Genomic DNA, 13,200 nt, shown 5'->3' on the forward strand with positions numbered 1-13,200 from the left:
TTTCGGGTCGGGCAGTCAGTTTTCGGAAGATTAACCAGATATCTGGTCAATTCTTGTCGTATGACGGATACTGCCCTAGGCAAACTCAACCGATCGGCGAGTCGTCTGGCGAGTCGGTCAGGCCGGCTCGATGACCGTGCAGATGTGCGGTAGCAAACGGAGTAGGAACACCATGACTGTCGAAACAATCGCAGTCGGCCCGGGGGGCACGCGCGATGCCGAGGTGTTGCGGTTTCGCGACATGCATTCCGGATATGCCTTTCATGTCGCCACTCCGCAGGTTCATCCCGATCTGTGGCGCCGTTATCTGCGTGGTGCGCTGCAGGTTTACCGGCATTACGGTGTTGATCACGCTTTGGAATACGACAGCGTTGTCGACGGCCGTTCGACGTCGTTGTTCTTCGCCGCCGTGGATTCGTCCGGCGCGGTCGTCGCGGGATTGCGGGCGCAGGGGCCCTACGGTGCGGCCGACGAAGTGCACGCACTGCGCGCCTGGGCCGGTCGACCCGGCGCCGCCGAGTTGCGCGCGATGGTTGCCGATCGGATACCAGAAGGTGTGGTCGAGGTGAAGGCCGTCTGGGTCTCCCGCGCGGCCGAGCATCGTGCCGCGCTCGCCGCAGCGGTCTCCCGCTGTGTCGTGCACGCCGCCGGGCTGCTCGATGCCAGGTTCGGTTTCGTCACCACTGCCACGCGAAATGTCGGTCTGTACCGCACGAGTGGTGGGTATGTCGCCGATCGGATACCGGCGGTGCCTTATCCTGACGACCGCTATCGGACCATTCCGATGTGGTGGGATGCCCGGACATATCGGTCATTAGCCACCAAATTGCAAAGTTCGTTGACCGCGCTGGAGCATGCGGCACTCGATGCCTGGCTGTCGCCACATGGCCGAGCGCCCTCGGGTGGATCAGGGATCGGAGGATTGGCGCAGGCATGAACGGTGAGCTCACCGCGGACCACCGCCCGCTGATTCTCGATGAAAATGCCACAGACGACGCACGGATCCTCGTGCAATTACGGAAATCGCCGCAGGTCCGCATTCTCGACCTGTGTGATGTGCTGCGCGCCGAACTCGCCAAGGTGCGTCGGCCGCCTGCGGATCTCGGTGGGCCAGAAACCGACCGATGGGTCTATTACCCATGGCGGCGCACACTCGTCGGATTGCCCGGTGAAAAGACATTTCGGGCAATTCGTTTGGACCGCAACCAGAACAAGCTCACCCGCGCCGAACAGGAACGTTGCGCCGGTCTCGCGATCGGGGTGGTCGGACAGAGCGTCGGGCACGCGGTCGCTTACACATTGGCACTGGAAGGCACCTGTGGCCTATTGCGCCTGGCCGATTTCGACGACATCGAGCTGTCGAATCTGAATCGGGTGCCCGGTGGGATCTTCGATATCGGTGTGAACAAATCCATCGTGACCGCGCGCCGGATCGCCGAACTCGATCCGTATCTACCGGTCGAGGTCGCCACCGCGGGCGTGGACGAGCATACCGTCGACGCATTCCTGCACGGGTTGTCGCTGGTCGTCGAGGAATGCGATTCGCTCGATATCAAGTTCGCCGTCCGGGAAGGTGCGCGCCGACACCGCCTTCCGCTGTTGATGGATACCAGCGATCGCGGCCTGCTCGATGTCGAGCGCTATGACCTGGAACCGGACCGTCCGACGTTCCACGGTCTGCTCGGTGCGACCGTCGGGGCGGATCTGCGCGGGTTGTCCACCAAAGACAAGGCGCCGCATGTCATGCGGATTCTCGACCCGAAGGAGCTATCCGCGCGGATGGCCGCGAGTCTGGTCGAGATCGACGAAACCGTGACGACCTGGCCGCAACTCGGCGGTGACGTACAGCTGGGCGCGGCCATCGTGGCGGCGGCGGTGCGCCGGGTCGGGCTCGGACAGAAGCTGTCCTCGGGCCGGACCCGGTTCGATCTGGAGCGTGGTCTCGACGAGCTGGCCGAACCGGAGCCGGTGTGCGAGAAGGTGTCCGACGAATTTCCGGTGCCCGACGTCGGTGTACCAAATCCGGACGGGTCCGCCGTCGAGAAGGTCCTCGAATCCGCGCAGCGGGCGCCGTCGGGCGGCAATACCCAACCGTGGTACCTCCGCGTCGATGGCGACGAGCTATGCATCGATCTCGTCCGAACCCGCTCGTCCGCAATGGATATCGGCTATCGCGCCAGCGCGGTATCGATCGGCGCGGCGCTCTACAACGCCCGCGCCGCGGCCGCCGCGCACGGCATACTCGGCGCGCACGAGTTCATCGAGAACAACTCCACCCCGTTTTCCGCGGTGCTACATCTCGGCAACGGCACCGATTCCGCACTGGCCGCGGACTATCCGGCCACGCTGACCCGGGAGACGAACCGACACCTCGGCGCGGGCGCGCCGCTGGGCGATCATGTCCTGCCTGCCCTGGACGCGGCCGCCACCGATGCCGTGCTCCATGCCGTCACCGCACCCGATGAGCTCGCCGCCGCGGCCGCGCTGCTCGGCGAATCCGATCGCATTCGCTATCTGACCCCGCGCCTGCATCAGGAGATGTTCGGCGAACTGCGCTGGCCCGGCGAGGATCCGCGCACCGGGATCGATATCCGGAGTATGGAATTGGCCGCCGACGAGCAAGCCAAAATCCGGATCGGGGAGCGCTCCGATGTCATGGATCGGCTGCGCGAATGGTCCGGCGGGACCGCGCTCGGCGAGTACAGCCGCGATCGCGTGCTGTCGAGTTCGGCGCTGGTCGCGATAACTTTTCCGCGTCGATCCGGAGCAGAGTCGGTATCACTTGCCGACTACGCGCGCGGCGGCGCGGCCGTGCAGCGGGTCTGGATCGCGGCGCAACGGCTCGGTCTTGCGGTGCAACCGGTCTCGCCCCTGTTCCTTTATGCGCGGCACCCCGACGAGCTGAAAGGGATTTCACCGGATTTCGCGGATACACTTACGACACTTCAGGGCCGTTTCCTGGACCTGCTTGGAGTGCCTGGGCATGAGATCATGGCATTGGTGCTTCGCCTGAGCTATGCGGCAGCAGCCACGGTCCGCAGCAGGCGGCTTCCAGTGCCGGGCGCGGGCAACCGCAGCTAGCGCGATCGGAGATAGGGTGCCTCGGCGAACGCTCGACTCACTGGTGACCCAGGTCGCCTCCGAGTTGATGGGCGTCGACGCCACAACGATGGTGGCGGCGAGTGAACGCGTGCTGGCCAGGCTGGTCGAGCATTTCGATGTCGACTTCAGCTACCTACGCCATACCGATAGAGAGCAGCGGGCGACCGTGCTCATCGCGGAGTGGCCGCACCGTGGTGACATACCGGATCCGGACCCGCTGAAGATCGTGCATTTCGAGCACGCCGACTCGGTATTCCGGGAATTGGAACACGCCACCGAGCCGATCATTGTGCGGCCGTCCCAGCAATCCGCCGATTATCAGGAGACGATCCGGCGTTCATCGGGTATTCCGCAGGTCGCGATGGCCGCGGTGCCGCTGTTGTCGCGCGGCGAGTCGACCGGCGTGCTGGGGTTCATCAAGCAGGGCGATCGTGACTGGAGCACCCGGGAACTGAACGTGCTCAAGGCGATCGCCGCACTCTTCGCCCAGTTGCAGGCGCGCGTGGTGGCCGAGGAACGATTGCGATATATCGCCCTGCACGATGATCTGACCGGGTTGGCGAACCGGCGGGCGCTGCTCGAGCATATGGAGGAGCGGCTCAGACAGGGCAGTCCCGGCCCGGTGGCCGCCTTCTTCCTCGATCTCGACCGGCTCAAAGCGCTCAACGATTTTCTCGGACATACCGCGGGGGACAACTTCATTCGCACGCTCTCCTCGCGACTGCGGGAGAATCTCGATCCCAATGACATGATCGCCCGACTCGGTGGCGACGAATTCGTCATCGTACCGGCCAAACCGATGGATGCGGTGGCGGCCGAATTGGAGGCGACGCGGATTCAGCAGCTCATCGGACGGCGGGTGACCGTCGGCGGGGAATCGGTCAGCCGCGGCGCCAGCGTCGGTGTCGCGGTGGGTATTCCGGGGGAGACCACGGTCGCGGATGTGCTGCGCCGGGCCGACCACGCGCTGCTGTCGGCGAAATCGGGCGGCGGCAACGGTGTCGCGGTCTTCACCGACGCCATGCGCGCGCAGTTCGAACTGCAGGACGATGTGGAGTTGAATCTGCGCGGCGCGGTCTCGGACGGCTCGCTGCTGCTGCACTATCAGCCCGAGGTCGATCTGCGCACCGGCCGGGTGGTGGCGCTCGAGGCGCTGGTGCGCTGGTTGCATCCGACCAGGGGGCTGCTGCCGCCCGGTGCGTTCGTCACCGTTGCCGAGGCCACCAATCTCGCGGGTGAATTGGGGCGCTGGGTGATCCGCTCGGCCTGTGCGCAATTCGCCGAATGGCGCAGGCGGGGGCTGGCGGCGAATGTGGTGATGCGGATCAATGTTTCGCCGGTTCAGCTGGTCAGCCTGGATTTCGTGGAGCGGATCGAGGACATTCTGCGGCTGTTCGGGATCGATGGCAGTTCGGTCTGCCTGGAGATCACCGAACATGTGGTCGTGCAGGATCTGGCGCGCACCCAGGTCACGCTGCGCGGACTCAAGCGAATGGGCGTGCAGATCGCCATCGACGATTTCGGCACCGGATACAGCTCGCTGTCGCATCTGAAGGCGCTTCCGGTCGACGCGGTGAAGATCGACCGTGGCTTCGTGCAGCGCCTCGGCGCGAGCACCGACGATCTGGCGATCGTGAAATCCATTATCGGGTTGGCCGGGTCGTTCGGGCTCGGTGTAGTCGGGGAAGGCGTCGAGACGCCGGTGGCCGCGCGGACCCTGGTCGGGCTGGGTTGCTATCGGGCGCAAGGGTTTCTGATCGCGCGGCCGATGCCCGCCGATGAGGTGGAGGCGCATCTGGCCGTCGGGCGCATTCCGCTGGATCTCGATCTGCCCAGGGCGGGCCGGGGTACCACGCGCGCGTGACCGGCATCGGTCTCCCGTGTCGGACTGCTGCGCCGTCGCACTCGTTAGCAGGGTCTTTCACGGGTGTTCATGCGGTGTTGGGCGCACCGGTCCCGGAGGGAACCCGATTCGCTGCACGATCGGCGATGTGCGCATCGTGCAGCTGGCGAACTTCTACGGTCCGCGGTCGGGTGGGCTGCGCACCGCTTTGCACCACCTGGGCGAAGGGTACGTGGCCGCCGGGCACGAGGTGGTGCTGATCGTGCCCGGACCGCGCCGGGCCGAGGAGATCCTGCCGACCGGTGCGGTGCGGATCACTTTGCCCGCATTGGCGATTCCAGGAACCGGCGGTTATCGGGCTGCGGATCCGCGCCGGGTGGCCGATGTGCTGGCCGGATTGCGGCCGGACGTGCTCGAGGTTTCGGACCGGCTGACGCTGCGGGGGTTCGGACGCTGGGCCCGCACCCGCGACGTGGCGAGCGTAATGATCTCGCACGAGCGCCTGGACCGACTGCTCGGCCAGGTCATGCCCGGCTCGGTGGCTCGCCGGTGCGCCGATTTCGCCAATCGGCGCACCGCGGACGACTACGACATCGTGGTCTGCACAACGGAATTCGCGCGCGCGGAGTTCCTGCGCATCGACGCGCCCAATGTCGAACTGGTGCCGCTCGGGGTGGATCTGGAGCTGTTCAGCCCGCGTCGCCGCGACTACCGCCTGCGCGCCGACCTCGGCGTGCCGGGGCATCCGCTGCTTGTGCACTGCGGCAGATTGTCGGTGGAGAAGCGGGTGGATCGCAGCATCGAAGCCATCGGCGCCCTGCGTAAGGCGGGTGTCGAGGCGCGGCTGGTCGTCGCGGGGGAGGGGCCGCGGCGCGAAGCCCTGGAGCGTCGGGCCCGTTCTCTGCCGCCGCTGACCGGCGGTCTGCCCGCGGTGCACTTCACCGGATTCATCACCGACCGGGCAATGGTGGCGAAACTACTGGCCACCGCCGATGTTTCGCTGGCACCGGGACCACACGAAACCTTCGGGCTCGCCGCGCTCGAGGCATTGGCCGCAGGTACGCCGGTCGTCGCCAGCCGATCCTCGGCGCTCGCCGATATCGTCACCGACGAATGCGGCGCGGTCGCCGCCGATCGCCCATCCGCCTTCGCCCAGGCCGTCACCGATGTGCTCGCGATGCCCACCGCCGGGCGTCGGAAGGCGGCACGCAGCCGGGCTGAGCAGTTCACCTGGCCGCGGGCGGTGGCAGGGATGCTTGCGGTGCTCGGGCGGTAACCCGCCGTCCCGATTCGAACTCCACGACCCGCTTCGGCCGTATGAACGTCGGAAGGTGACCGTTGCCGCGTACCCTGCGTGCAACCGATTGGGGAATTTCGAGATGGGATCCGGTGTGCTTGGCTTTGGGCGCAGGAAGACAGTGCGGGATGCGAAGGTGCTGGTCACTGGGGCGGCGAGCGGGATAGGCCGGGCGACCGCCGTGGCGTGCGCGGCCGGGGGCGCCGAATTGGTGCTGACCGATATCAATGCCGAGGGCCTCGAGGATACGGTTCGCACCATCAAGGAGGCGGGCGGCACCGTGCTCGTCGCGCGCGCACTGGATATCACCGACTACGACGCGGTCACCGCCTTCGCCACCGACGTGCACGCCGAATTCGGCAGCCTCGATATCGTCATGAATATCGCGGGCACCTCCACCTGGGGCACCGTCGAGAATCTCGAGCACCGGCATTGGCGCAAGATGGTGGACGTCAACCTGATGGGCCCCATCCATGTGATCGAGAACTTCGTGCCGCCGATGGTCCGGGCGAAACGCGGTGGGGCACTGGTGAATGTCTCCTCGGCGGCCGGAATCCTCGCGCTGCCGTGGCACGCCGCCTACAGCGCGGGCAAATTCGGTATCCGCGGTGTCTCCGAGGTGCTGCGATTCGACTTACGGCACCACGACATCTCGGTACATCTGGTTGTGCCCGGCGCGGTGAACACACCGTTGGTGCAGAGCGTCGAGCTGGTCGGCGTGGACAAGGAAAGCCCGAGGATAAAGCGACTCACCACCGCGTTCACCAAGCATGCCGCATCGCCGGAACATGTTGCGGCGTCGATCCTGCGGGGTATCGAGCGCAATCGGTTCCTCGTCTACACCTCCTTCGATATCCGTTTCGGCTATTGGTGGGCGCGCAAATTCGCCTACCCCTACGAATTCGTGATTCGCCGCGCCAGCGATCGGTTCAACAGGCTGCTGGCTTCGATGGGCAGTTGAGCGTCACATCGAGCACGCGGGCGCCCGGCCCCTGTTCGCCGAGGCGGTCGTGTTCGTTGACCAGTCGGCAGCTGCCGAGCGACAGGCAGCCGCAGCCGATGCAGCCGGTCAGGTTGTCGCGCAGGCGAGTCAGCTGGGTGATGCGGTCGTCGAGGTCGGCCTGCCACGCGGTGGACAGGGTCTCCCAGTCGCGCCGGGTCGGGGTGCGGCCTTCCGGGAGCTTGTCCAGCGCGGCGCGGATTTCGCTCAACGGAATGCCGACCCGCTGGGAGATGCGGATGAAGGCGACGCGGCGCAGCGTTTCGCGGGCGTATCTGCGTTGATTTCCACTCGTGCGACGACTCGAAATGAGACCCTCGCGTTCGTAGAAGTGCAACGCGGAGACCGCTACTCCGCTACGCTCGGACAGCTGCCCGGGGGTCAGCTCCTTCGCTCGCCAATCGGTTGTCGACATCACGCTCCTCCATTCACCTAAACAATACTTCAGGTTAGGGTGTGCTGGGGTCGGAATCGGAGACACCCAATTGCGTGCTCTTACGCCTACGGCGAACTACGGTCGGATCATGGGAGCAGACGCGGTGCGGGCGGGGCACGATGGCGGTGCGGACGATGAGCTGGACGGTGTCGGCGATCCGGACGGTCGGCTGGCGGTCAGCTCGGAGGTCGGGACCCTGCGCACGGTGCTGCTGCACCGGCCAGGCGACGAATTGCGGCGGCTGACCCCGCGCAATAACGATCAATTGCTCTTCGACGGCATTCCCTGGGTGGAGCGGGCCCAGCAGGAGCACGACATCTTCTCCGGGGTGCTGCGCGAACGCGGCGTCGAGGTGCTGCTGCTCGCCGATCTGCTCGCCGAAACCCTCTCGGTCAGCGGGGCGGCCCGCATCCAGGGCATCTCCGGCGCCGTCGACGCACGCAAACTCGGACACATGCTGGCCGACGAGCTCGCGGCCTTCCTGCGCGGCGTCCGGGCCAGGGATCTGGCCAACATCCTGATGGCCGGGATGACCTTCGACGAACTGCCCTTCGAGGGGGACAACACCTCGCTGGTGCGGCGCATGCACCACGGTGCGGATTTCGTCATCGATCCGCTGCCGAATCTGCTGTTCACCAGGGATTCGTCATTCTGGGTCGGCCCGAGGGTGGCGATCACCTCACTCGCCCTGCCCGCGCGGATGCGCGAGACCTCGCTGACCGATCTCATCTACGCATTCCATCCGCGCTTCCTCGGCGTGCGGCGGGCCTACGAATCGCATACCGCGCCGATCGAGGGCGGTGATGTGCTGTTGCTGGCGCCCGGCGTGGTCGCGGTCGGGGTCGGTGAGCGCACCTCGCCCGCGGGTGCGGAAGCGTTGGCGCGCAGTCTGTTCGACGACGATCTGGCCCACACGGTTTTGGTCGTCCCGATCGCCCAGAGTCGCGCGACCATGCACCTGGACACCGTCTGCACGATGGTCGACACCGATGCCGTCGTGATGTATCCGGCGGTCCGGGATTCGCTGTGCGCGTTCACGATTCATCGCGAGGACGATTACGGCGGACGCAACGATCAAGCCAGGGTGAGCATGCGCGGCCCCGATCCGTTCCTGCCCGCCGCCGCGGATGCGATGGGCATCGGCAAGCTGCGGGTCATCGATACCGGGCTCGATGTGGTCACCGCTGAACGCGAGCAGTGGGACGACGGCAACAACACGCTGGCGCTCGCGCCCGGCGTGGTCGTCGCCTACGAGCGTAACGATATGACCAATGCGCGGCTCGAGGACGCGGGCATCGAGGTGCTGCGCATCCCTGGCTCCGAATTGGGTTCCGGCCGCGGCGGACCGCGGTGCATGTCCTGCCCGCTGTCCCGAGATGACGTGTGAGCGTGCGATGTTCACCATTACCGTGACCCATGATTCGTCGATTCCGCCCTACGAGCAGCTGCGGCTGGGTGTCATCGCGCAGGTGCGCTCGGGGGAGTTGACGGCGGGAACGAAGATCCCGACGGTGCGAGCGCTGGCCGCGCAACTCGGGCTGGCGCCGAATACGGTCGCTCGTGCCTATCGGGAACTCGAGGCCGATGGGGTCGTCGAAACCCGGGGCAGGCAAGGATCTTTCATCGCGTCCTCGGGTGACCCGACCAAGGATCTGGCAGGGCGCGCCGCGATCGAGTACGTCGGCACCATCAGACGGCTCGGTCTCGATGACGAGGCGGCCCTGAAGTACGTCAGAGCGGCTCTGGAGAGTTAGTCCTCAGCGCCAACTGGGCAGCCAGAGATGGTCGTGCCAGTTGCCGGGCGTAATCGGCAGCGCGGTCAGAATCGGCCAGAGCCAGATGAAATTGGCGATCACCAGGCCGAGGTAGATGCAGACCGCGAGCAGTCCGAGGCTGCGCCGTTCACTGGGGACCGCGGGCAGATAGGTGCCCGCCGGACTTCGCGGTATGTGCACCGATCGGGCCGGGCCGAGAATATCGCCGCACACCAGTGCGATCCCCATCACCAGGAACGGGGCCAGCGGCACGGCGTAGAAGTAGTACATCTGCCGATCGAGGGTGAAGAACCAGGGAATGAGTCCGGCGCCGTATCCGGTCAGTACCGCCGCATAGCGCCAGTCCCGACGGACCACAGTGCGCCACAGCATCCAGCCCAGCACCGGGAATGCGATCCACCAGATCGCCGGGGTGCCGATCAGCATCACGGCCTTGACGCACTGGGTTTGACCGCACCCGGTGACACCGCTGTCGGCGTAGTAGTAGAGCATCGGCCGCAGCCCCATCGGCCAGGTCCACGGCTTGGATTCCCAGGGGTGATGGTTACCTGCCGAATTGGTCAGGCCCTCGTGGAACCGCAGCGTTTCACCGCTGTAGTACCACAGCGAGCGCAGCGCACTCGGCAGCCACGACCACGGACCGTCGCGACCGACCTGATTGCCGACCGCATACCGGAAGACACCGTCCTCACTGGCGAACCAGGCCCAGTAACTGGCCAGATACACCCCGAGCGGAATCAGCATCAACGAGTACAGCGCGGGCCCGACGTCGCGCACGGCCGTGCCGGCCCAGGGCCGCCGCACACCGTAGGCGCGCCGCGCGGACATGTCGAAATAGACGCTCATGAGCCCGAACGCGAGGATGAAGTACATCCCGGACCACTTTGTGCCGCAGGACAGTCCGAGCAGCACACCGGCGCCGAAGCGCCACCAGCGCACTCCGAGTCGCGGACCCCATTCGCTCGCATCGATCCGACCCTCGTAGTCCGCCTTGGCGATTCGGGCGCGCACCTCGTCGCGGTCCACGATCAGACAGCCGAATGCGGCGGTGACCAGCACCGCCATGAAGATGTCGAGCATGCCGATGCGCGAGGAGACGAAGGTGAGTCCGTCGGCGATCAGCAGAATGCCCGCGATCGCGCCCACCATCGTGGACCGCGCCATCCGGCGAACGATCCTGATGACCAGCAGCACCAGGACGGTGCCCGCCAGCGCCGCACTGAATCGCCAACCCCAGCCGTTGTAGCCGAACATCCACTCGCCCACCGCGATCAGCTGTTTGCCGATCGGGGGATGCACCACCAACCCGTATGCGGGATTGTCCTCGACGCCGCCGCCGGTGAGGATCTGCCAGGCCTGTGGCGCGTAGTGCTTCTCGTCGAAGACCGGGGTGTAGGCGTCGGTCGGATAGTCCAGCAGGATGAACCGCGTCAACGCCGCGATCGCGGTGAGTACCGCGGTGACCACCCACCCCTGGAGCTTGTCGAGCGGCCCGAAGTCGGGCGATGGACGCAGGGGCGCGGGGCTCGACCAAGAGGGCACGGCCCCGGCTACGGTCGCGCGCTGGTCGGTCACCTGGGTCACGCCCCGATCGTATGCTGTTCGAGCCACCGTGACCCGCACCGGTGAGCGCGCCGCCGCGCGAATCACACCCTGAGCAGCCGGCCAGACGTTACGAGATGAGTATCCACGTCGGCGTGATCACCCAGCACCGGATTCGTTTTCCTGTGGTGAGAGAATCTTTCTCCAGCGAAGGTCGCGACTGATTTCGTGAGGCATGGGTAACTCATCGGGTGCGCCCAGAACTCGTCGCGCACCCAACCGCCGGTCCGGCGACCAAGTCTCGAGGCGTTGACGACCGGCAAAAGGCCCGGGGAGGCGGAGGAGCGTGGTGGACCGAGTGGGGCGATTGGTGCTCGCGGCGACGCCGATGGGCGAGATCGGCGACGCCTCACAGCGGCTACGCGAGGCGCTCGGATCCGCCGAGATCATCGCGGCCGAGGACACCCGTCGCACCCGCTCCCTCGCCAAGGCCCTGGAGGTGGAGATCACCGGGCGCGTCCTGCGGTTCGACGACCACGTCGAGTCCGCCAAGATTCCGGCGCTGCTCGATGAGATCGAGGGCGGCAGCACGGTGCTGCTGGTGACCGACGCGGGCATGCCCTCGGTGAGCGATCCGGGTTATCGCATGGTGGTGGCCTGTGTCGAGCGTCAGCTGCAGGTCACCTGCCTGCCGGGACCGTCGGCGGTGACCACCGCACTGGCACTGTCCGCGCTCCCGGTGGAACGCTTCTGTTTCGACGGATTCGCGCCGCGCAAATCCGGCCAGCGTCGAGAGTGGTTGCGCACCTTACTCACCGAGCCGCGCGCCTGCGTATTCTTCGAGGCACCGCACCGGCTCGCCGACTGTCTGGCCGACGCGGTCGAGGTGCTCGGTCCGGACCGGCGGGCCGCGGTCTGCCGGGAACTGACCAAGACATACGAGGAGGTCGTCCGCGGTACCCTCGGCGAACTAGCCGCCTGGGCGGTCGATGGGGCGCGCGGTGAGATCACCGTCGTCCTCGAGGGCGCCCAACCCGTCGCCGCCGATCCCGCCGATCTGGTCGACGAGGTCGAATCGCTGACCGCCGAAGGTATTCGCCTCAAGGACGCCTGCGCTCAGGTGGCCGCCGAGACCGGAGTTTCCCGCCGCGAACTGTACGACGCGGTGCTGACCGCGCGCCGCAACGGCGGTGACAGTTCCTAGCGCGACTCGCCATCGCCGACACTCCCGGGCGGACGGATGGGGAGTGTCATAGTGCTATCGATCACGGGCGCGACGATGATCGGTGTCATGACCTCTTTGGAAAGCAAGGCGAAGGCGTTTCTCGAATTGCATATCCCGGGCGATCCCGGTGTCTTTCCGACGGTGTGGGATGCGTGGTCGGCGAATGTCGCTGTCGCGGCAGGATTTTCGGCGCTGACCATGGGCAGTCATCCGGTCGCCGACTCGATCGGACGCAGCGATAAGGAAGGGATGAAATTCGCGGAACTGTTGACCCGCGTCCGGCAGATCACCGGTGCGGTCGAGGTTCCGGTGTCGGTCGATATCGAATCCGGTTACGGCCTCGAACCCGCGCAGTTGATCGAGGGACTGCTGGAGGCGGGCGCGATCGGCCTCAATATCGAGGACACGGTGCACAGCGAGGGCGGCCGGTTGCGCACGCCCGAGGAGCATGCCGATTTCGTGCGTGGATTGCGCCAATTCGCCGACGCGGCGGGCGTGCACGTGGTCATCAATGCGCGCACCGACCTGTTCATGCGCGAGGACGGTGACGCGAGCGATCGCGTCGATCGCGCCATCGCGCGCCTGCGGCTGGCCGCCGCGGCGGGTGCGGATTCGCTGTTCCCGGCGGGTCGGCACTCCGATACCGATATGCGCCGGCTGACCAGCGAATTGCCGCTGCCGATCAGCGCTGTCGGGCTGCCCGGCAAGTCGGATAAGGCCGTCTTCGCTGAACAGGGCGTCGGCCGCATCACCTTCGGCCCCATGCTGCAGTGGGCGCTGACCGCCGAGATCAATCGGCTGCTCGACCGCTGGAAGTAGCCCTCCCCGGAGATCCGGCTGAACCTGAAGCGCTACCGCTTCATCGAGCGGTAGCGCCTCAGTAACGCGGTGATCTTCGCGTAATCGGCGGCACCGTTGAGTTCGGTCAGCAGATCGTCCGGGCACAGCTGGTAGTGGTCACCCCAGTAACGGCGCGTCTT

11 protein-coding genes are annotated in these 13,200 nt (G+C 66.3%); 9 read left to right on the plus strand and 2 right to left on the minus strand.

Annotation, left to right across the window (positions count from 1 at the left end; translation table 11 throughout):
* The first annotated feature begins 172 nt into the window (after positions 1-172).
* The 5 genes from ACQPZ2_RS07095 (at position 173) to ACQPZ2_RS07115 (ending at position 7,203) form a co-directional block, all read left to right on the plus strand.
* Positions 173-937 carry a hypothetical protein gene (locus ACQPZ2_RS07095; RefSeq protein ID WP_433524813.1) on the plus strand — a complete coding sequence of 255 codons (765 nt, stop codon included), beginning with the start codon at positions 173-175 and terminating at the stop codon, positions 935-937.
* On the plus strand, positions 934-3,081 hold the full coding sequence (locus ACQPZ2_RS07100; RefSeq protein WP_433524814.1) for an Rv1355c family protein: 2,148 nt from the start codon (positions 934-936) through the stop codon (positions 3,079-3,081). Before ACQPZ2_RS07095 ends, ACQPZ2_RS07100 begins: the two co-directional genes overlap by 4 nt.
* Positions 3,082-3,148: 67 nt before the next feature.
* The gene (locus tag ACQPZ2_RS07105; protein WP_051182549.1) at positions 3,149-4,966 is read left to right on the plus strand and encodes a putative bifunctional diguanylate cyclase/phosphodiesterase; all 1,818 of its coding nucleotides are present in this window, start codon (positions 3,149-3,151) and stop codon (positions 4,964-4,966) included.
* 127 nt (positions 4,967-5,093) lie between these two features.
* Positions 5,094-6,221 (plus strand): glycosyltransferase, encoded by a 1,128-nt coding sequence (locus ACQPZ2_RS07110; protein ID WP_433524815.1) that lies wholly within the window; start codon positions 5,094-5,096, stop codon positions 6,219-6,221.
* A gap of 103 nt (positions 6,222-6,324) precedes the next feature.
* Positions 6,325-7,203 (plus strand): SDR family oxidoreductase, encoded by an 879-nt coding sequence (locus ACQPZ2_RS07115; protein ID WP_433524816.1) that lies wholly within the window; start codon positions 6,325-6,327, stop codon positions 7,201-7,203.
* On the opposite strand, the gene soxR is transcribed toward ACQPZ2_RS07115, so the two are convergent.
* Complete coding sequence (soxR, locus tag ACQPZ2_RS07120) at positions 7,172-7,657, minus strand: redox-sensitive transcriptional activator SoxR (protein ID WP_040695381.1); 486 nt, start codon at positions 7,655-7,657, stop codon at positions 7,172-7,174. The two genes, ACQPZ2_RS07115 and soxR, sit on opposite strands and share 32 nt — an antisense overlap.
* A 109-nt stretch (positions 7,658-7,766) precedes the next feature.
* Here soxR and arcA point away from each other — a divergent pair, with 109 nt between their 5' ends.
* Positions 7,767-9,065 (plus strand): arginine deiminase, encoded by a 1,299-nt coding sequence (gene arcA / locus ACQPZ2_RS07125; RefSeq protein WP_245720748.1) that lies wholly within the window; start codon positions 7,767-7,769, stop codon positions 9,063-9,065.
* A 7-nt stretch (positions 9,066-9,072) separates the two neighbouring features.
* Complete coding sequence (locus ACQPZ2_RS07130; RefSeq protein WP_433524817.1) at positions 9,073-9,432, plus strand: GntR family transcriptional regulator; 360 nt, start codon at positions 9,073-9,075, stop codon at positions 9,430-9,432.
* A gap of 3 nt (positions 9,433-9,435) precedes the next feature.
* Here ACQPZ2_RS07130 and ACQPZ2_RS07135 read toward each other — a convergent pair whose 3' ends face one another.
* Positions 9,436-11,037: a dolichyl-phosphate-mannose--protein mannosyltransferase gene (locus ACQPZ2_RS07135; RefSeq protein WP_433524818.1), complete on the minus strand. Its 1,602-nt coding sequence runs from the start codon at positions 11,035-11,037 to the stop codon at positions 9,436-9,438.
* Positions 11,038-11,341: 304 nt separating this feature from the next.
* On the opposite strand from ACQPZ2_RS07135, the gene rsmI reads away from it, so the two are divergent.
* Together rsmI and ACQPZ2_RS07145 are read left to right on the plus strand one after the other, a co-directional pair.
* Positions 11,342-12,199, plus strand: coding sequence for a 16S rRNA (cytidine(1402)-2'-O)-methyltransferase (rsmI, locus tag ACQPZ2_RS07140; protein WP_433524819.1), 858 nt, complete (start codon positions 11,342-11,344; stop codon positions 12,197-12,199).
* A gap of 87 nt (positions 12,200-12,286) precedes the next feature.
* On the plus strand, positions 12,287-13,039 hold the full coding sequence (locus tag ACQPZ2_RS07145) for an isocitrate lyase/PEP mutase family protein (RefSeq protein ID WP_433524820.1): 753 nt from the start codon (positions 12,287-12,289) through the stop codon (positions 13,037-13,039).
* Positions 13,040-13,200: the final 161 nt, after the last annotated feature.

The sequence above is a fragment of the Nocardia pseudovaccinii genome (assembly GCF_050942345.1).
Classification (GTDB): domain Bacteria; phylum Actinomycetota; class Actinomycetes; order Mycobacteriales; family Mycobacteriaceae; genus Nocardia; species Nocardia pseudovaccinii.